Here is a 20,599-nt window from a genome sequence, read left to right as displayed (position 1 = left end):
TGGTTAGAAGTTAATCCCCGTAAATTTGGGCTAACCCTGAAACCTATGTGGGCTAGTCCTGATGGGCTTGCGGGTACTGCTCCTTTAATTCAAACGGCACAACGTTACTTAGCAGTAGCTGGAATTAACGGTGGTTATTTTAACCGCAATAACAGATTCCCCTTGGGTGCAATTCGTCGGGATGGTCAGTGGTTATCAGGCCCCATTCTCAACCGAGGTGCGATCGCTTGGAATGATTCTGGTCAATTTTACTTCGGTCGTCTTACCTTAGAAGAAACTTTAATTACGGCAAATGACCAGCGCCTACCAATTCTGTTTCTCAATAGCGGCTACATCCAGAGTGGCATTGCCCGTTACACCCCAGCTTGGGGATCAACTTATACGCCCTTGACGGATAACGAAATTATCCTAGTGGTAGAGAAAGACCAAATTACCCAACAGTTACCAGGCGGCAAAGTTGGTGAGACGGCTGTTCCCATTCCCCCGGATGGCTACCTACTAACCTTACGCGCCAAGGCTGCTAGTGCTGCCTCACAGCTACCTATTGGAACCACAGTAAGTATTTCCAGCGCCACTACTCCGGCTGATTTTAGTCGTTATCCCTACATTATCGGAGCCGGGCCGCTATTAGTCCAAAACCGTCAAATTGTCCTTGATGCCAAAGGCGAAAAATTCAGCAATGCTTTTATTGCCGAAAAGGCTATTCGTAGTGGTATTTGCACAACAGCAACAGGCACATTGATGATTACTGCTATCCATAATCGTCCAGGCGGTTATGGCCCTAATTTGGCAGAACATGCCCAATTGATGCAACAGATGGGCTGTGTGGATGCCCTAAATTTAGACGGAGGTAGTTCTACCAGCCTTTACTTAGGAGGACAACTACTCGATCGCTCGCCTAGTACAGCTGCTCGTGTTCATAATGGAATTGGTATTTTCCTGAAACCACGATAATGAGGTAGTAGGAAGTAAGGAATGGGGAACTTGTACTGAGCGCAGCCGAAGTATAGGGAAATGGAAAAGTCTCTTAATTAGCAATTCCCAATGCCCCATCTTTTTTAAAGTTTAGAACAAGCTGTCATTTTGCTTGATGAAGACTTGGTGTAGATGTAAGAGTTTTAGTAGTGATGATTTACACCGTCACGTTTGATTTTGCTATCTTTATCAAGGTGCGACAAAATTGCTGATTTCCAACGTTGCAAGATAGCGCCAGATTTTTTATCAATAGTTAAGAGTACCAACGGTTTGTTATGTCTTCAAATGAGGTAACTATGGCTCGATATCAAGAAACTACACAGACTGACACTCTACATCTACCTTCAACTATCACTTCCAGAGGCGTTGCTGCAACTGAATTACGTCCTTGGGGTGCTTTTACAGTTTTGGAAGAAGGGCGCGGATACAAAATCAAGCGCATTGAAGTTAAGCCCGGACACCGCCTCAGTCTCCAAATGCACCACCACCGCAGTGAACATTGGATTGTCGTATCTGGTACAGCTAGGGTAACTTGTGGCGAGAAAGAAGTCCTACTGAGCAATAATGAGTCAACTTATGTACCCCAATGCACATCTCATCGTTTAGAGAATCCTGGCGTGATCCCCTTGGTGTTGATTGAAGTGCAAAATGGCGAATACTTGGGAGAAGATGATATTATTCGCTACCAAGATGACTATGCCCGTACCAAAGATTAAAGCTCTAATCTAAAAAACTGAATACATTTTTGTGCAAACCGTCTTTAGGAACCACCGCACCCCAGAAGTCCCTACCTAGTTAAGGTGGGGACTTAGGCATGTTGTGCTATAAATGTAGTAACAAGTAGTAATAGCGATCGCCCTCATAGCTTCAAGGATTTGGAATTTTTAAGAAGCTAGGATTAACCCATCTGTCTGTAAAATGAAGATAGGGTCTTCACTTAGAAAAAACGAGTTCCATGATTCATCTGAGTCAAGCAGCCGCGAGTGAGATTGGGCGAATAAAGTCCAAGGAGCAGCCAAATGTCTTATTTCGATTGGCAGTAAAATCAGGTGGTTGTTCCGGGTTCTTTTATGACATGTCCTTCGATGAAGCAATAAAAGTTGGCGACCAGATTTTCAACTTGGATGAAATTCAAGTAGTCATAGATGCCGCAAGCTTAAATTACCTCAACGGGTTGAGGGTGGATTATTCAGAAGACTTAATGGGTGGTGGATTTCGCTTCCAAAACCCTCAGGCGATCGCAACCTGTGGCTGTGGTAATTCATTCTCCACAACTAGTCAATAGTCCTTAATTAGCGATCCGTTGCCAGTAACAAAGGAAAAATGACTAAACTAATTAAGGAAAAATTACAATTGACATAAAACCATAAAAAACGATATAATTAGGATTTGTTAAAACTTAGACATATAAGCAGCTTTACGCGCTGTAACTCATGCCAACAATACAGCAGCTAATACGTAACGAGCGCGAACAAGCGCGTCAGAAAACCAAGTCCCCGGCTCTAAAACAATGCCCCCAACGTCGGGGAGTTTGTACCAGAGTATACACGACCACACCCAAAAAGCCGAACTCAGCTCTACGTAAAGTAGCAAGAGTCAGACTAACCTCTGGATTTGAAGTCACAGCTTATATTCCAGGTATTGGTCACAACTTACAAGAACACTCAGTTGTGATGATTCGTGGCGGTCGGGTTAAGGATCTACCAGGCGTGAGATACCACATTATCCGTGGCACCCTAGATACAGCCGGAGTCAAAGACCGTAAACAAGGGCGTTCCAAGTATGGAACCAAGCGTCCGAAAGAAGCGAAAAAATAGGATTAGGCGATTAATCGCATCCAACACGATTAATCGTCTACCTTACAAGCGCTCAAGGACAAAAAAACTATCAGGGTCTGTGTACTAAGAGCAGTTACGAAAGATGCTCAAGTCTGGTAAAAAAATCAAGCAAGCTACATCTACACTAAGCGAGCAAGTGTAGAAGTTCAGAAGAGAACGCTGTAACCAACAGCAGAATTCTAATCTGGACATTAAAGTTTAAAATCTTGTCGCCTTGAGTATTTAGTTGCAGCTAGCAAGTCAATGAATTTTAGATTTTAGATTTGCGGTTTTGGATTGGTCGAACCCACAAGGGGATGAGGCTTACAGACTTTTGATTTTTCCAATCCTTGTGGTCGGAACATCTACCAAAAACTCTAATCCAAAATTGGCAGTCAATAAGTCAGCCTTGCTGCAACAGTCGAAAACAAAATTGAGAAAGTCTGAGGGTTGAGTTCCACAGCTTTTAGTTTCCGGCGTCTGATAGCATATAATTTCGTTGCCAATTCCGAATTAAAGGTGAAGTATGTCTCGTCGTGGTGTTATTCAAAGGCGCCCAGTTCCGTCTGACTCTGTATATAACAGTCGCCTTGTGAGCATGATTATCAGGCGGATCATGCGTCATGGCAAGAAATCACTTGCCGCACGGATTGTTTATGATGCATTAAAAACTATTGAAGAACGCACTGGTGCTGGTGCCTTAGAAACCTTTGAAAGAGCAGTGCGAAATGCCACGCCTTTAGTAGAAGTAAAGGCTCGGCGAGTTGGTGGAGCAACCTACCAGGTACCAATGGAAGTGCGTACAGAACGCGGCACTACCCTAGCACTGCGTTGGTTAGTGCAATATTCCCGCTCCAGACCAGGCCGGACAATGGCAAGCAAACTGGCAAATGAGTTAATGGATGCTGCCAACGAAACTGGCAATGCGATTCGCAAACGTGAAGAAACGCACCGGATGGCGGAAGCTAACAAAGCATTCGCCCACTATCGTTATTAAGTAGAAAAGCGATATATCGCCTTGCCGAAGCGGTATATCGTAGATTTACAAAAAGAAGACGGTTTTCCGTAAAAGTATAGAATCTTAACAAAGAGTAATATACAAGATATCATGAGGCAAAAACCATAGGAGGTAGCTGTGGCACGCACGATCCCGCTAGAGAAAGTACGCAACATTGGTATTGCGGCGCATATAGATGCGGGCAAAACAACAACAACAGAGAGAATATTATTTTACTCTGGGATAATTCATAAAATTGGCGAAGTTCATGAAGGAACTGCCGTCACAGACTGGATGGAGCAGGAGCGGGAGCGGGGAATTACGATTACTGCTGCTGCTATCAGTACCAGTTGGAAAGATCATCAAATAAACATTATCGATACTCCGGGTCACGTAGACTTCACAATTGAAGTTGAGCGTTCCATGCGCGTGTTGGATGGTGTAATCGCAGTATTTTGTTCTGTGGGCGGCGTGCAACCGCAGTCTGAGACAGTGTGGCGGCAAGCAGAACGCTACAAAGTTCCTCGGATCGCCTTTATCAACAAGATGGATCGCACCGGAGCGAACTTTTATAAAGTTCACGAGCAAATCCGCGATCGCCTGCGGGCGAATGCGATCGCTATTCAACTACCAATTGGTAGCGAAAATGACTTCCGAGGTATCGTTGACCTAGTAGGACAACGTGCGTATATTTACGCAAATGACCAAGGTACTGATATCCAGGAAACCGATATCCCGGAAGAATTGCAAGCACAGGTAGAAGAATTCCGCACCAAGCTAATAGAAGCCGCAGCAGAAACCGATGATGCTCTGATGACTAAGTACTTCGAGGGCGAAGAGCTAACAGAAGAGGAAGTTCGGACTGCCCTGCGTAAAGGCACAATTGCGGGAACAATTGTACCAGTACTTTGTGGTTCAGCATTTAAAAACAAAGGCGTGCAGTTAATGCTGGATGCCGTTGTAGATTACCTGCCAGCGCCAAGTGAAGTACCGCCAATTCAAGGCTTACTGCCCAATGGCGATACTGTTGAGCGGCGGGCTGATGACAACGAACCCCTAGCAGCTCTGGCATTCAAGATTATGGCTGACCCTTACGGTCGCCTGACATTTGTTCGCGTTTATTCTGGTGTCCTGAAAAAGGGCAGCTACGTTCTCAACGCTAGTAAGAATAAAAAAGAACGGATTTCCCGCTTAGTTCTAATGAAGGCAGATGATCGGCAAGATGTCGATGAACTGCGAGCGGGTGATTTAGGAGCAGCTCTGGGATTGAAAGACACCTTGACAGGTGACACCCTCTGTGATGATGGATCGCCAGTAATTCTGGAATCCCTATTCATTCCTGAGCCTGTGATCTCGGTGGCGGTTGAACCCAAAACCAAGAACGACATGGACAAACTGTCCAAGGCTTTGCAATCTCTCTCAGAAGAAGACCCCACCTTCCGTGTCCGCGTCGATCCGGAAACAAACCAGACCGTGATCGCGGGAATGGGAGAGCTACACCTAGAAATTCTAGTAGACCGGATGTTACGAGAATTCAAGGTGGAAGCGAATGTAGGTGCGCCACAAGTAGCTTACCGAGAAACAATTCGGAAAGCTGTGAACAAAGTTGAGGGCAAATTCATCCGCCAAAGTGGTGGTAAAGGTCAATACGGTCACGTTGTGATCAATTTGGAGCCTGGAGAACCCGGTACTGGCTTTGAATTCGTTTCCAAAATTGCTGGCGGTACAGTACCTAAAGAGTACGTTGGCCCCGCAGAACAAGGGATGAAAGAAAGCTGCGAATCCGGTGTTCTAGCTGGATATCCATTGATTGACGTTAAAGCGACGCTAATTGATGGGTCATACCACGATGTAGACTCTTCAGAAATGGCTTTCAAAATCGCTGGCTCAATGGCGATGAAAGAGGCTGTGCTGAAAGCTTCACCTGTCATCTTAGAGCCTATGATGAAAGTTGAAGTTGAAGTTCCTGAAGACTATATGGGGAACGTCATTGGCGACCTCAACACCCGCCGAGGGCAGATTGAAAGCCAAAGCACTGAAAAGGGACTCGCTAAGGTAACATCCAAAGTTCCACTGGCGAGTATGTTTGGCTACGCCACTGATATCCGGTCAAAAACGCAAGGTCGGGGTACCTTCACGATGGAGTTCAGCCACTACGAAGAGGTGCCTCGCAGCGTAGCTGAAACTATCATTGCAAAAAGCAAAGGGAACGCTTAGTTAAAATAAGGAAATGAGCATTCATGGCACGCGCAAAGTTTGAAAGGAATAAACCCCACATTAATATCGGTACAGTTGGCCACGTTGACCACGGTAAAACTACCCTGACAGCAGCCATCACCATGACCTTGGCAGCTATGGGTCAGGCTGTAGCTAAGGGCTACGACCAAATTGATAATGCCCCAGAAGAAAAAGCACGGGGTATTACCATCAATACTGCTCACGTAGAGTATGAAACCGAAAGTCGGCACTATGCTCACGTAGACTGTCCAGGACACGCTGACTATGTGAAGAACATGATCACCGGTGCTGCTCAGATGGACGGAGGTATCCTGGTAGTTGCTGCTACCGATGGCCCCATGCCCCAAACCCGCGAACACATCCTGTTGGCAAAACAGGTAGGCGTTCCCAGTCTGGTTGTCTTCTTGAACAAAGAAGATTTGATGGATGACCCAGAACTTTTGGAACTAGTAGAACTAGAACTGAGAGAACTGTTAAGCAGCTACGATTTCCCTGGCGATGATATCCCCATTATCAAAGGCTCTGGTCTGCAAGCTCTAGAAGCAATGACCAAGAATCCCAAAACCCAACGCGGTGAAAATCCTTGGGTAGACAAAATCTACGAACTGATGGATGCTGTAGATTCTTACATCCCCACTCCTGAGCGGGATGTTGATAAACCCTTCCTGATGGCTGTAGAAGATGTGTTCTCAATTACAGGTCGTGGTACTGTCGCCACCGGTCGGATTGAGCGGGGTATAGTCAAAGTTGGCGATAACGTTGAACTAGTGGGTATCAGAGATACTCGCGCTACTACCGTAACTGGTATTGAGATGTTCAAGAAGAGTCTCGACCAAGGTATGGCTGGGGATAACGCTGGCGTACTACTCCGGGGTATCCAAAAGGCTGATATTGAACGGGGTATGGTCATTGCCAAACCTGGTTCGATTAAACCTCACAATGAATTTGAAGGTGAGGTTTATGTCTTAACAGAAAAAGAAGGTGGTCGTAAGACTCCATTTTTCGCTGGCTACCGTCCCCAGTTCTACGTGCGGACAACTGATGTAACTGGTACTATCAAAGCCTACACCTCCGATGATGGCAAAGAAGTAGAAATGGTGATGCCAGGCGATCGCATCAAGATGACAGTAGAATTGATCAACGCGATCGCTATTGAACAAGGAATGCGCTTCGCTATCCGCGAAGGTGGCCGCACCATCGGTGCTGGTGTCGTCTCCAAAATTATCAAGTAGCACCTTTTCGCTCATAACAAAGGAGCAGAGATGGTCTTTATTGTGCCTCTCTGCTCCTTTCTCTTCCTTTTAATTAAAGGGAGTAGGGAGTAGGGAATAGGGAGTAGAAACAAGCCAAGTAATTTTGTCTCCCTTAACCCCACTCACCACTCACCACTCCCCATTCACCATTCCCCTAATTACGCAGAACCTGGAAAATTAAAGATGGCAACTCTACAGCAGCAGAAAATTAGAATTCGCTTACAGGCTTTTGACCGACGCTTATTAGACACATCTTGCGAGAAGATTGTAGATACAGCTAACCGCACCAATGCTACAGCCGTAGGCCCAATTCCTTTACCAACAAAACGCCGGATCTATTGTGTGCTGCGATCGCCTCACGTAGATAAAGATTCACGGGAACACTTTGAAACCCGTACTCATCGCCGGATTATTGATATTTACCAGCCCTCTTCTAAGACTATTGATGCCCTGATGAAATTGGATCTACCATCGGGTGTAGATATTGAAGTCAAACTTTAATTTAGTCATTGGTCATTAGTACTCGGACAAACGACAAAAGACAAATGACATTAGTATAAGTTTTTACATTGCCCTGAAGAAATATATCTCAGGGCTTTTATTTAGCTAGGAAACAAATGATAGAATGTAGATAAAGTACGGGAAAAGCAGAGAAAAAGAAATTTTAAAGATTAAGTTTATACCAAAGTAACAATGACATCATCTTCTAAAATTGCAGTTCGTGAACTACCTCTGTTCCCGTTACCCGAAGTAGTTCTGTTTCCTACCAGACCATTGCCTCTCCACATCTTTGAATTTCGCTACCGAATCATGATGAACACGATTTTGGAGAGCGATCGCAGGTTTGGTGTTTTGATGGTCGATCCTGTTAAAGGTACAATTGCAAATACTGGTTGCTGTGCGGAAATTGTTCATCACCAACGCCTCCCAGATGATCGGATTAAAATGTTGACTTTAGGGCAACAAAGATTTCGCGTATTAGAGTATGTTCGTGAAAAACCATACCGCGTTGGCTTAGTGGAGTGGATTGAAGACCAACCACCGGCTAAAGATTTGCGACCTTTATCAACTGAGGTAGAACAATTGCTGCGAGATGTTGTGCGTCTATCAGCCAAATTAACCGAACAAAATATTGAACTGCCAGAAGATTTGCCTGACCTACCAACAGAGTTATCTTATTGGGTAGCAAGTAATCTTTATGGTGTCGCCGCAGAGCAGCAGTTATTGCTAGAAATGCAAGATACTGCAACTCGTCTTGAGCGGGAAGCAGAAATTTTAACCTCTACTCGGAATCACTTGGCCGCTCGTTCTGTTCTTAAAGACACGTTTAATGAAAAGTGAGGAGTTAGGACTAGAGACGCGATTAATCGCGTCTGTACAGGAGTTAGGAGTTAAGAATAAATAACAAAAAATAAAAGATTGGCAACTTATAATTTATATTCCCTACCTGATAATTAATAACTGATAACTCCTAACTCTTAACTAATTAATAACTCCTAACTTATAAAGTAACAGCGCTGATCGGCAAAACATTGTAAGCGCCAAGAATTTTTAAAATTTCTGTGTGCATAGTTAATTCTGCTAAAGCAGATTGCATTTGTGCTTCCTTAACATCCGCTTCTAAATCCATGAAAAACAAGTATTCGCCTAGCGATCGCTTCGTCGGACGAGATTCAATCCGGCTGAGGTTAATTCCTAGTTGAGCAAATATTTGCAAAGGTTTGAGTAATGCTCCGGGTGTGTTGGCAGGCATACTAAAAGCCAGTGATGTGTGGCTAGCACCTATTGTTGATGCCTGATAACCAGCGTCTGCTTCACCCTGACTTACTACCCAAAAACGAGTACAGTTTTCTGGATAGTCGTTGATGCCACTAGCTAGTATGGGCAGGTTGTAGAGTTGAGCTGCTCTACTAGAAGCGATCGCTGCTGTTGTTGTCTCTTGCTCCAATCGCTGTAATGCTTCGGTTGTAGAATTGCTGGGAATAATCTGTACAGTCGGGAGAAATCGCTCTAACCATCCCTGACATTGTGCCAAAGCTTGCGGGTGAGAGTAAACAGTTTTAATTTTATCTAAGCTAGACGCGCAAGAAATTAACGTATGGACAATGGGTAATACCAAAGCCAACTGAATTCGCAAACTATCTAACTGCCAAAGTGTATCCAATGTTGTGGTAACACTCCCTTCAATAGAATTTTCCACTGGCACAACAGCCAAGTGGGCTTTATCATCAGCAACAGCGTGCAGTGACTGGGAGATGGTGGGATAGGGAGATAACGTAGCTTCAACTCCCGTACTTTTAGTTAGCCAATTGACATAAAAAACAGCTGCTTGTTCTGCATAAGTGCCGGGAGGCCCTAAATGTGCGATCAATAAAGTCATGCCTTTAGCCTTGAGTTGCAAGTTTAATCGGTAAACAGAGATTATAAGATTTTGGTCTTAGCTAATATATCCAAATCTACTCTTACTAAACACTGTTATCTCTAAAATTTACGCACTAAGCGAATAGAGCGAAATATGTATCCAAGAAAACAATTTATGGAAAACAGCACTTCTACCAGATAAATTTCCTCGTAGTTTTTTTGCTAATTCCTCTGGAGATTTAAAAGCAATTATATTGGTTTTTGTCCCTAAAAATATGCATGTTATCGTTTTTATGTCAATAATTAAATTAGAATATATATTTCTTGAACTAAAGATAGTAATGAGCGTACCAACTTCTTGCTAATCATGTATAGCTAATAAGCAACAATCATTTTTATGGTCAATAAATTTTATAGTTTTCTAATAATCAGATTTAATTTATTAAAAAATATTAAAATTAAGTAACAGATATTTTTATCCGCTCATGGCTACCCGGTTTACTGCCTCCCAATCGGTTGAAATCGCTGTCCCAGAGCAGCCTATTCCCATTCAGCACTACTTACGCCAGCCTCAACGTCTAGTTAAGGCTTTGAGTGACAACAGTAGAATTGAGCAGCTTTCTGAGGAAGTATTTCGCTTGAAAATGCGTCCGTTAACTTTTATGTCATTGAGTATTCAACCTACTGTAGACATGAGAGTTTGGGCAGAATCAAATGGAATAATTAATTTGCGATCGCTAGGCTGTGAAATCCTGGGTTTCAAGTATATTAACCAGCGCTTTGCTCTTAATTTAAAAGGGCATCTATCTCCTAAAGAGTTAAGCACTGGCACTCGCCTCCAAGGAAAAGCTGATTTAGAAGTGCTGGTGGATTTGCCACCGCCATTTTCCTTCACTCCTAAGCCAATTTTAGAAGCTACTGGCAATGCTTTGCTAAAAAGCGTACTGTTGTCAGTTAAGCAACGGTTATTAAATCAACTTTTGACGGATTATCGCTACTGGGTGATATCACAAACCAAAGATAGAGGACTTAGCGGTAACAGTACTGAATTGCCAATCCTGAATGCTGAGTAATTATTTAATCACTCAGCGCTCAGTATTTTGATTTGGCAAGGACGAAAAGACTGACGATGTAGGGGCGAGGGCCCATATTGTTGCAGAGCCAGCAAATGCTGCTGGCTACCATAACCCTTGTTAGACTCCAGGTTGTACATAGGGTATTTTAATGCTAGACGCAGTACCAGTTCGTCACGCCAAACCTTGGCAACAATACTAGCAGAGGCAATGGCGAGCGATCGCTCGTCCCCCTTAATTATTGTTTGTTGTGGCAATAGTAAGTCTTTGATTGACTGATTACCATCAACCAGGCAAAGTGCAGGCTGTACCTTTAACTTCAGCACAGCCCGCTTCATTGCTAACAGAGTCGCTTGCAAAATATTTATCTTGTCAATTTCAGCAGTAGAAGCAAACCCAATTTTCCAGTCTATAGCCAGCTCACAAATTTGGTGTGCTAGCTGAGTTCTACGAGAACTAGATAACTTTTTACTATCTTTGATTTTAGCTGCCATTAGTATTGGCAAAGCATGATCTGGTAGGATCACTGCTGCCGCCACCACAGGGCCAAATAGAGCGCCTCGCCCTACTTCATCCACACCTGCAACCAACCCTGGAGTCCCTGATAAGGTAGAAAACTCCAGCCAATTGGATTGTTCCAAGGGCGTTGGCGACGTTTCTACCATAAAGCAAGTTAATTATCCTCGATCGCTGAGGAACGACGGCGGCGGCGACGGCTGGCAGTGGCAGCACTATTCGCATCACTTTCATCTTCGTTAGCGGAAGCTTTGGCAGATAAGCTATCCGTTGGGCTAGCAGTCAACTCAGATGGTTCAGTTGTCTCTTCTATCAAAGGTTTTGGTTCTGGTTCAATAACTTTTGGTATTGGTATCTTGCTTGGGATTATTTCAGGTATTGCCTTTTGGACAATAGTTGATTCTGAGGTTGATTCAGTTGGAGTCGTTAGCTGTTGACCAGGTTGAATCACGTTAATAATCACAGACTTGGTATTTTTAACCTCTTGCTCTAACTTCACCAAGGGAGATATTCCCATCAAAGCAAAGATATCCTGTTCCTGGAGGCTCATTTCTACAGTTCTAATCTCCGGTGGTTCTACCACTGGTTTGACTGGCTCTGCCTTGATAATTTTAGCGCGTTCTACAGTCCGATCTATTATAGTCCGATCTATAGTGCGATCTACTACGGTGCGCTCTACTCTTTCACTCCAACCTGGTTTACCAAGGGTAGGTGAGGGAATCTCTGGTGCAACTCCTAGTTCTGGTTCAATATCAAGGTCTAAGTCTGGCTCGTTGACAAAAGCCAGTGGATTGGCTACAACCCTAGCTTCATCTTTCCCGTTTAACCCATTGATGGCAATTCGACTGCGGCGAGTGCGGGTACGACGCTTATTATCATTAAGGTCTTGATAACTAGGATGATTAATCAGATTTAAGTTACCCGATTCTAGGTCGCCCTCAAATGCTTCTGAAAATCCATCATAGGTTTCTCGTGGTTCTGGGATGCGGGCAGCAGGCTGACGTGGTTCTCGGTGAGGTAGGGGGGATACAAAACGCTCACGTTCACGCTCTGGTGTTTCTGCTGGTATTGGTAATCGGTTTTCGATTTCTCCAGGCAGACGCACAGTATGTCCTAAACCGCCACAGGTGGGACAAGTATCGCCAAACAATTCGTAAATGTTTTGACCTTGGCGTTTGCGGGTCAGCTCTACTAAACCCAGTTCGGTTAATTGGGCAATCTGCGGACGAGCTTTGTCTGCTTTGAGTGCTTTATTAAAGTGTTCGAGAACTTGCAGTTGATCGCGTCGTGATTCCATATCAATAAAATCAACAACGATCACCCCGGCGATATTCCGCAGACGCAACTGGCGAGCAATTTCTGTTGCAGATTCGCAGTTTGTCCACAAAACTGTTTCTCTAGCTGTTGCCGATCGCGTGAAGGAACCTGAGTTAACATCAATTACGGTTAATGCCTCTGTCGGCTCAATGATGATGTAACCTCCAGAAGGTAGGTCTACTCTCGGTTTGAGGGCTTCTCGAATGGCGGCACTGATCCGGAAATACTCTAAAATTGGAGAGCGATCGCGGTGATGGTCAATTAACAATCCCTGCGGTGTTTGACCTCCGCTCCAGTTCTGCAAGTACTGCTTCACTCGCTTCAAACCAGTACTGGAATCTACGACAATCCGATTTACATCCGCGCCGTACATATCCCGCAATACGCGCTGAATGAAGTCATCATCACGGTTGAGTAGTGCTGGGGCACGGGTGGAATGCGCTTCCTGCTGAATGGCTTCCCATTGCTTTTGCAGCAATTCCAAATCTTCCATAATCGCTTCTTCGGGTTTGCCTTCTGCTTCTGTACGCACAAGCAAACCCATGCCCGCCGGTTTGACCAAAATTGCTAGTGCCCGCAAGCGGTTGCGCTCACTTTCACTTTTAATCCGTCGGGATAAATTTACACCTCTACCATAAGGCATCAGTACTACGTAGCGTCCGGGTAAAGTAATATTACCCGTAAGCCGGGGGCCTTTTGTCCCCGTTGGCTCTTTCATTACTTGCACCAAAACTTTCTGCTGTGGTGCTAGTAGTTCTGTAATTGCTGCGGCGGTACGCTTTAGCTTTAATGGCCCTAAGTCGGTGACGTGAATAAAACCGTTGCGCTCTGGGTCGCCAATATTGACAAAAGCCGCATCTATCCCAGGTAATACATTTTCTACTACTCCTAAGTAGATATCACCTATTTGGTGATGACCCGTAGCAACAACTAGTTCCTGTATTTGATCTTCCGAAAAGACAGCAGCAATTTGGTGCTGCTCCGCGATGATAATTTGTTTTGGCATTCAATTTCCTCAAAATTGGCAGCACCAATAGGTCTGGAGGTTTGTTATACCTTTGTTGCCCCTGCAACCCTCAAAAGGCGCTGCTGATAATAAAAATCGCAAACCTGAGCTTCTAAATTAAATAGCTATTGGTGCTCTTAAGAGCATTTTTACGGCGGATTATTCCAGAACGGCTGCATGTTTAAGCAATTAAATCAACCACGGATGGTTGATTGTGATGCAATACCCTCAATAAAGAGAGTTCTGAGTTTAAAAGTTCTGAATCCTGAGTGAGTTTTTAACTCAGGAAGCTTTATTTGAGAGTAACCTACTGATGTCGTTAAGAAAAAGAAACTATTTCTATTTTCCATTCCCCGGATTTCCCCTTAGGGTTATAGTCAGCAACGCCGGCTGCTACCCTACTTTAAGCCACGCTTTGCGCGTCTCGTGAACGTCTGCAAATGCGGCCTAGCCGACAGCAGTTGTTTAACCTACGAGAACACCAAAGGCGAACAACTCTAGAAAAGTAGCTCACTAGCTCTTTGGCACTACTGGGGATTAAACATTCAGCAGCTGTTTAAAAAGCATGGATTTAGAGAATCTAAGCGAACCTGCTGTTAGTTACTGATTCACAAGGTAGCTATAGAGAGTGTGTGTTCTTTAATCTGCCTCAGTTTGTCTGGGATAAAATCCTAGAATTTGCACTCTAATATCTTTGCTTTCGCCCCCTGAACACCAGGGTAGTGAACCAGCTAATTCAATGCAGCGCCAGAAAATTTCTCTTCACCCCATTCTAACGCAACCTTGCTAAAAATCAATTCCAACGATATAGCCACGTCAGGACAACTACTAGCAAGCTGCCCTAGAGGGATTATACCCCTAAAATTAGCCGATTGCGGTGGATGTGCAGGAGTTGGAATTCTCCACTAGCCACCATCCCTAGCATAAACAGGATTTGTTCAGGACGCAATAGAAAACCATCTTGGCGATAGCTACCTACATAACGGATAACAGATATAGACTCTGCAATAGTTTTGTAGTTTTCTACTAATTCCAGTTCAAACAAGCGATCGCGCAGATTTATTAATTGGCTCTTGCCTGACTTTGTTGTATGCTCGTACCACAGTTCGTCTTTTGCTTTGATGGTATCAATCCATTCTTGCCATTGTATAGGTGTTACTTCTTCAAGTGCTGCTACGGTAATTAAATATTCTGCTGTTTCTAGCAGTTGAGTCGCTGCCGGAGTTTTTAAATCTATCTGCTCCACATTATATATAAATATGTCTGTGGGCATTTCCCGAACCAACTGTTCTCGAAAAGTATCGACTGCCACTGGTACAGTTAACTCAAAATCTGCAATTTCACCACTACTGGTAGCTCCTAGAGCCAAAGCAGTTGCTACAGAAATTCGCGGCATTGGATGAAATCCACCAGTGAAAGCGATTGGTAAGCCTGCTCGCCGCACAACTCGGTCAAACAGACGGATTAAATCTAGGTGGCTTACCAAAGCCATATTACCCTGTTTCCCAAACCAAACTCGCAGTCTTTGTACCTTAGTTGTGTTGGGGACAAACTCACCAGCGAACTTCGGAATAGCTGGTGATTCAATCACAACGTTATGGCCAAAGTCGGTTCCACATACGCCACAGTGGGAACAACCTTCAAAAGAGCAATCGGGTACAATTGCAGCTTCTAAAGCGCGTTGTAAGTCTTCTTTGAGCCACTTTTTGTCAATCCCGGTATCAATATGATCCCAAGGGAGGGGAGTATCGAGGGAGTGGGGAGAGACGCGATTAATCGCGTCTGTACAAAATTGGGTATTTTCCGCATCTGGCGATTTTGTTTGATCTTGTGCGTGAAACAAATTCCATTCGCCATTTTCTACTTGGCGGTATTTCCAGTCTAGATCGGCTTGAGCGATCGCAGACCCCCAAGCGCTAAAAGCCTGATCTAAATTCTCATACCAGGAATCCATACCTGCACCCAATTCCCAGGCACGGCGGACTACTTTGCTCAAATTGCGATCGCCTCGTCCCACAAAATCTTCCATTGCCGAAATGCGAACATCGGTAAAATTTACCTTCACTCCCTTTATTCGGCGGAATTCTTGCCGCAACAGGTTTTGTTTGCGTTTAAATTCAGTGGTAGAAACTGAGTGCCATTGGAATGGTGTATGAGGCTTGGGCGTAAAGTTAGAAATTGTCAGGTTAAAGTTTAGAGGTTTTCTGCCTTTGCCTCGACATTCTCGCTGTAGCCAGCTTACTGTTTCGGCAATGCCCAAAACATCAACATCCGTCTCACCGGGCAAGCCAATCATAAAATACAACTTGATTTTGTCCCAGCCTTGCTCCCAAGCGGTTTTTACCCCCCGCAACAATTCTTCATTAGTCAAACCCTTATTCACAATGTCTCGCATTCGCTGAGTTCCAGCTTCTGGAGCAAAAGTCAGCCCACCTTGCCGCGTACCTCCAAGGATATTGGCAATATTTTCATCAAATCTGTCTACCCGTTGGCTTGGTAGAGTCAGAGAAATGTTTTCATTTTTTAAGCGATTTTTGATTTCCATCCCCACTGCTGGTAGGGACAAATAATCAGAACAACTCAGAGATAATAGGGAAAACTCATTGTAACCAGTTGCCCGCATCCCCTGTTCAATTGCTTCTACAACCTGATCGGGTTCTACATCCCGTGCTGGTCGAGTTAGCATTCCTGGTTGACAGAAGCGACAGCCACGAGTGCAACCACGCCTAATCTCAATGGTCAAGCGGTCATGCACCGTTTCCACGTAGGGAACTAACCCAATGGAATACGCGGGTATGGGAGTTGCAACCCGTCGCAAAATTCGTTTGGGTACGTCTAGACGACTAGGATGAACTGAGCCATCCTCTGCCATGTCGTAAAACTGAGGGACATATACACCTGGTATCTGTGCCAAATCCAGTAACAGATGTTCCCGACTCAATCCTGCTTGTTTGCCTTCTTCCAACACCAAACCAATTTCTGGCAGCAGTTCTTCTCCATCTCCAAGGGCGATAAAGTCGAAGAAGTCGGCATAAGGTTCAGGATTAGATGTTGCTGTTTGCCCACCAGCAAAAATTAATGGAAACTGGGACTGGAGATTCGTAAATTCTCCCCCTGCTTTTTGCCTTTCTTTCCACGTCAAGGGAATTCCAGCCAAATCTAACATTTCTAGGATATTAGTTGCACCCAGTTCGTAACTGAGGCTAAAACCTAAAATGTCAAATTCTGTGAGCGATCGCTTTGACTCTACAGCAAACAATGGCGTATTAGTTTCGCGTAGTTTGGCTGCCAGGTCTTTGCCTGGGAGGTAGGCGCGATCGCACAATTGACGCGGTTGGGCATTCAAAATGTTATAGAGAATGATGTGCCCTAAATTGGATGCACCGACTTCATATACTTCTGGATAAGTTAATACCCAGCGTACTGCCGCCGTATCCCAAGGTTTGTGTACTGCTAAACGCTCATTACCCAGGTAACGCCCTGGTTTTAAAATATCCGATGTTATTAATTTTTCAACTGCAACAGCCACTGTGCTATCTTCTAGCTACCTTAATTACAGCTACTCAAACCCAACCTTAGCATTGAATGAGGTCTTCTAGCATAATTTATCGTTGCAACTTATAACTCCTTTACATAAAGTCCACTTCTTACCAGACCCTTTGTGCTTTTACATAAAGTTATGTTGCAGTCAACTCAACTTCACCATCCAATATTTCAAACACCGTATCGAGTTGCGTTAGTTCAAAAATAATTCTAATTGATGGAGCAATAGCGCTAAGTTGGAAACCCCTTCCTAAACTAAGAGCCAGCTTGTGTATAGATAATAATGCCATCAACCCCGCGCTGTCTAACGATTCTACTGCTGCGAGGTCTACTACCAAGATAGAAATACCATTTTGTGCTAACGCTGTGGTCATATCTCGTTCAAATTCCAAGGCGTTTGTAGCATTCAAAAAGCCTTGGGGGCGAATAACTGCAATCTTCGGATAGTTAAGTACTGCTTGCATAGTTACATCCTATTGAGAATTATTAAAGCGTCAAGCTAAGAATTATTTGAACATAAACTCTATTTTGTTGCATCGACCATACGTCTTACTTCTCTTTGCTGAATCTTTATTGCTTTACTATCTCTATTTAAAGATTGTCATAATTTAAAGTTAAAATGTGCTTATATATACTTTTTTTTTATGCTAGTTCAAAAACAATCAACTATAGACAGCCGACAAACGACAAGTCATCAGTAAGTATGCTGAGAAAACTTGCTTAGTCTATAGCTAAAGCTAATTTAGCCTAGTCTTAACGGTAAGTGAAATTCCTCATTTTAGCGTTGCTGATGGCATCCGACATCCTCATAGCGAATTATTTCTAATTAATTAAAATGTGATCTATATGACTCTTAGATCATTGTTTATACTTAGATAAACTGGGAATAATTAGTATCATATAAACTTAGGTTATTATTTATGAGAACTAAGTACGCTATTCGTAAATTAGTAGAAAAAGCTCTTGACATCAAAAAATTAACTCCTGAGATAGAAAATGAAATCAACTCAGAATTGACGGAACTGGGTTACATTTCTGATGTTGATTACGAAGCTCTGGAATTATTAATGGCAGAGATGGATGCTGGTAGAATTCAGTTGGTTCCTAACTTAGGATATTCCTAATTGCATAGGTATAGAAGCTTATTGCCCATATCAAGTGAATTTGATTATGGCTGAAGCAATCAAAATTTCAAATAGGTAAAACAAGTTTTAGTAAGAGGATGTTTGAAAAATATTTTTATTAACATCAAAGCTTCAGAAACATCTTCTTTACAAGGGAATGGGGAGTCGGGAGTGGGGGGATGAGGGAGCAGGGGAGAAGAATTAATAACCAATTCCCAATTCCCAATTCCCTATTGGTATGCTTGCCAAAGTTGGTGAATAAATTGATTGAGTTGCTGCTTGGCGGCTGAGTCAGGTTCCGTTTTTGGTTCTTTTGCTAAAACTTGGCTCAAGAAGGTAATTACTTCTGTGTCTAATGCTGGCCGAAATAAATTGGCGGGCCAAAGCAGGTCAGATGCATCTCGCAAATCGGTAATTAGCGGCGATTCTTGAATGAAAGTAACCATTAATAAAGGACGTACCCAGCACAACTGGCGGGAAACTACGAATTGAATGACTTCTGCATACAGATTCCTGTCGCCATGCTCTAAAGATACAATTTGTCCTGGTTGAAGAAAATTTAGGCTAATGTCCATCATTATGCAGTTTGGGCAGCGACAACGATTGTTTGCTAACTTGTTTAATTTAAAAGTGAGAATGCGCTACTTTTAAAGGAACTTCTGTAACATTAGGGTAGCACTCTCACGGCAACCATGTCTTAAGACATGTGCCTCACAAGTGCCTACGCAAAACTAATACGACCAATCCTTGGCAGCAAAGGGTTTTCCTAGCATAGTATCTCAACAGAAATACTATAGAATAGGTAAATAACTGTTAAGCGATCGCTGAACAGAAACTTTGTTGTAGTGAATTAACGAGAAAGAGCAGAGAGCCGTGTCAGTTGAAACTATTGAAAAGCCTTCCACAACCCGTAAGCTCGCGCCTCGGTATCGCGTTTTGCTCCATAACGACGACTACAACTCGATGGAGCATGTTGTACAGTCATTAATAGCCACTGTACCTAGCCTTACCCAACCCCAAGCTGTGAGCATCATGATGGAAGCCCATACTAACGGGCTAGCTTTAGTTATTACTTGCGCTTTAGAACACGCTGAGTTCTATTGCGAAACATTGAAAAGTCACGGTTTAAGTAGCACGATTGAACCTGATGAATAGTCATTAGTTATTGGTCATTGGTCATTGGTCAAAATTTAGAGTATTGACTGGTGATTGGTGACTTACTTTGTATGAAAAAAAACCTTGTCCCTTTAGCTGAACGCCCTGCCCCTATTAGGCTGGGTTCTTTTATTTTGACTTTATTGCTGCTATGGTTGCCATTGGCTGCACCAATATACTTTCTAGTGCATGATTCCAACTTAGAAAGTATATTGACATTGGTATTGTTATATGCAATATTTATTTTTCTTCTGAGACTATGGGGCAAATATGTCTACCAACAGCCCCAAATTTTGCGGCATTATGGCTTAGAATTCACGCGGCAAAATGGTGTGGATTTACTGCGTGGCTTGGCTATGGGGATAATTAATATTCTGATACTTTTTGGGGTAGAAAGTTTATTGGGTTGGTTGGTGTGGCAACAACCGAAAGTTTTTTTGCTGAAAATAATTTTAGAGGGTTTACTTGTTGGCTTAGGTATTGGATTTGCTGAGGAATTGTTATTCCGAGGCTGGTTGTTAGATGAATTACAACGAGATTACAGTCCGCGTGTGGCATTGTGGACAGATGCAACTGCGTTTGCTGCATTGCACTTTATTAAACCCTTAGAGGCAATTATTCATACACTGCCGCAATTTCCAGCTTTAGTACTGCTGGGATTAACGCAAGTATGGGGAAAGCGTTGGCGGAGGGGACGCTTGGGTTTACCAATCGGTTTGCATGGTGGTTTCGTATGGGGTTACTACATTATTAATGTAGGTAAATTAGTGAAATATTCTGGTCAAGTTCCTGATTGGGTAACTGGTGTGAATAATAATCCCCTGCAAGGAGTGATGGGGGTGTTGTTAATGAGTGTACTAGCTTTGTGGATACGAGGAAGGACTGAGCGATCGCCTCTTTGATAAGATCAGCACTGGCTTACATACACACTTACCATTTGTGGAACCCACAGAAGAGCAATACTTAGTAATAAATGCCCTAGAAGCTCTAAATTTACTTGTTTGGAGATTATATGATGAAGACACAGGGTATTGGCATATATCAAACTCCTAGCACTGTTTTACCCTTGGCAACGATATTACAAAACGGCGAAGTAGTGACCTTCGGATGGGAATAAAACGATGACGCAATCTAACACCATTAAACAGCAGCAAGCGCAAAGAATATTAGAATTATTTGCGATCGCACGTCAGCGATATTTAGATGCAGGAGGAAATCCTCGAC

At 43.5% G+C, this 20,599-nt stretch carries 19 protein-coding genes; 13 read left to right on the top strand and 6 right to left on the bottom strand.

Annotated elements, in window-relative coordinates; all coding sequences use genetic code 11:
- The 9 genes from VE944_RS25785 to VE944_RS25745 form a co-directional block, all read left to right on the top strand.
- On the top strand, positions 1-954 hold a 954-nt coding region (locus VE944_RS25785; protein WP_324983851.1), incomplete at its 5' end, for a phosphodiester glycosidase family protein.
- A gap of 317 nt (positions 955-1,271) precedes the next feature.
- Positions 1,272-1,691 (top strand): cupin domain-containing protein, encoded by a 420-nt coding sequence (locus VE944_RS25780; RefSeq protein ID WP_012410234.1) that lies wholly within the window; start codon positions 1,272-1,274, stop codon positions 1,689-1,691.
- 239 nt (positions 1,692-1,930) lie between these two features.
- Positions 1,931-2,260, top strand: a complete 330-nt coding sequence (locus VE944_RS25775; protein ID WP_324983846.1) for a HesB/IscA family protein — start codon at positions 1,931-1,933, stop codon at positions 2,258-2,260.
- 148 nt (positions 2,261-2,408) lie between these two features.
- Positions 2,409-2,792, top strand: a complete 384-nt coding sequence (gene rpsL, locus VE944_RS25770) for a 30S ribosomal protein S12 (protein WP_012410236.1) — start codon at positions 2,409-2,411, stop codon at positions 2,790-2,792.
- A gap of 526 nt (positions 2,793-3,318) precedes the next feature.
- Complete coding sequence (gene rpsG / locus VE944_RS25765) at positions 3,319-3,789, top strand: 30S ribosomal protein S7 (protein WP_069070112.1); 471 nt, start codon at positions 3,319-3,321, stop codon at positions 3,787-3,789.
- A 138-nt stretch (positions 3,790-3,927) separates the two neighbouring features.
- On the top strand, positions 3,928-6,006 hold the full coding sequence (gene fusA / locus VE944_RS25760) for an elongation factor G (protein ID WP_324983830.1): 2,079 nt from the start codon (positions 3,928-3,930) through the stop codon (positions 6,004-6,006).
- A gap of 23 nt (positions 6,007-6,029) precedes the next feature.
- Positions 6,030-7,259 carry an elongation factor Tu gene (tuf, locus tag VE944_RS25755; RefSeq protein WP_324983828.1) on the top strand — a complete coding sequence of 410 codons (1,230 nt, stop codon included), beginning with the start codon at positions 6,030-6,032 and terminating at the stop codon, positions 7,257-7,259.
- Positions 7,260-7,463: 204 nt separating this feature from the next.
- Positions 7,464-7,781 carry a 30S ribosomal protein S10 gene (gene rpsJ / locus VE944_RS25750; protein ID WP_017320518.1) on the top strand — a complete coding sequence of 106 codons (318 nt, stop codon included), beginning with the start codon at positions 7,464-7,466 and terminating at the stop codon, positions 7,779-7,781.
- A gap of 192 nt (positions 7,782-7,973) precedes the next feature.
- Complete coding sequence (locus VE944_RS25745) at positions 7,974-8,621, top strand: LON peptidase substrate-binding domain-containing protein (RefSeq protein ID WP_229553739.1); 648 nt, start codon at positions 7,974-7,976, stop codon at positions 8,619-8,621.
- Positions 8,622-8,781: 160 nt separating this feature from the next.
- Here the strand turns inward: VE944_RS25745 and pheA are convergent, their stop codons facing one another.
- Positions 8,782-9,660 (bottom strand): prephenate dehydratase, encoded by an 879-nt coding sequence (gene pheA, locus VE944_RS25740; RefSeq protein WP_324983821.1) that lies wholly within the window; start codon positions 9,658-9,660, stop codon positions 8,782-8,784.
- 466 nt (positions 9,661-10,126) lie between these two features.
- On the opposite strand from pheA, the gene VE944_RS25735 reads away from it, so the two are divergent.
- Positions 10,127-10,714 (top strand): DUF1997 domain-containing protein, encoded by a 588-nt coding sequence (locus tag VE944_RS25735; RefSeq protein WP_324983818.1) that lies wholly within the window; start codon positions 10,127-10,129, stop codon positions 10,712-10,714.
- An 8-nt stretch (positions 10,715-10,722) separates the two neighbouring features.
- Here VE944_RS25735 and VE944_RS25730 read toward each other — a convergent pair whose 3' ends face one another.
- The 4 genes from VE944_RS25730 to VE944_RS25715 form a co-directional block, all read right to left on the bottom strand.
- Positions 10,723-11,379 (bottom strand): ribonuclease HII, encoded by a 657-nt coding sequence (locus tag VE944_RS25730; protein ID WP_324983815.1) that lies wholly within the window; start codon positions 11,377-11,379, stop codon positions 10,723-10,725.
- A gap of 8 nt (positions 11,380-11,387) precedes the next feature.
- Positions 11,388-13,553 carry a ribonuclease E gene (rne, locus tag VE944_RS25725; RefSeq protein WP_324983812.1) on the bottom strand — a complete coding sequence of 722 codons (2,166 nt, stop codon included), beginning with the start codon at positions 13,551-13,553 and terminating at the stop codon, positions 11,388-11,390.
- An 850-nt stretch (positions 13,554-14,403) separates the two neighbouring features.
- Positions 14,404-17,082, bottom strand: a complete 2,679-nt coding sequence (locus VE944_RS25720; RefSeq protein WP_324983809.1) for a TIGR03960 family B12-binding radical SAM protein — start codon at positions 17,080-17,082, stop codon at positions 14,404-14,406.
- Between the two features lie 148 nt (positions 17,083-17,230).
- Positions 17,231-17,560: an STAS domain-containing protein gene (locus tag VE944_RS25715; RefSeq protein WP_324983807.1), complete on the bottom strand. Its 330-nt coding sequence runs from the start codon at positions 17,558-17,560 to the stop codon at positions 17,231-17,233.
- A 456-nt stretch (positions 17,561-18,016) separates the two neighbouring features.
- Here VE944_RS25715 and VE944_RS25710 point away from each other — a divergent pair, with 456 nt between their 5' ends.
- Positions 18,017-18,220, top strand: coding sequence for a hypothetical protein (locus tag VE944_RS25710; RefSeq protein WP_100899826.1), 204 nt, complete (start codon positions 18,017-18,019; stop codon positions 18,218-18,220).
- A gap of 230 nt (positions 18,221-18,450) precedes the next feature.
- Here VE944_RS25710 and VE944_RS25705 read toward each other — a convergent pair whose 3' ends face one another.
- Positions 18,451-18,795, bottom strand: coding sequence for a hypothetical protein (locus VE944_RS25705; protein WP_181374237.1), 345 nt, complete (start codon positions 18,793-18,795; stop codon positions 18,451-18,453).
- A gap of 298 nt (positions 18,796-19,093) precedes the next feature.
- Between VE944_RS25705 and clpS the strand changes: the two genes are divergently transcribed.
- Positions 19,094-19,375, top strand: a complete 282-nt coding sequence (clpS, locus tag VE944_RS25700) for an ATP-dependent Clp protease adapter ClpS (RefSeq protein WP_100899825.1) — start codon at positions 19,094-19,096, stop codon at positions 19,373-19,375.
- 71 nt (positions 19,376-19,446) lie between these two features.
- Positions 19,447-20,277, top strand: coding sequence for a CPBP family intramembrane glutamic endopeptidase (locus VE944_RS25695; protein WP_324983802.1), 831 nt, complete (start codon positions 19,447-19,449; stop codon positions 20,275-20,277).
- The last annotated feature ends 322 nt before the right edge of the window (positions 20,278-20,599 follow it).

It is taken from the genome of Nostoc sp. (genome assembly GCF_035638895.1).
Classification (GTDB): domain Bacteria; phylum Cyanobacteriota; class Cyanobacteriia; order Cyanobacteriales; family Nostocaceae; genus Nostoc.
The sequence above is the reverse complement of the archived record's forward strand: the minus strand, read 5'-3'. Positions and strand labels throughout refer to the sequence as shown.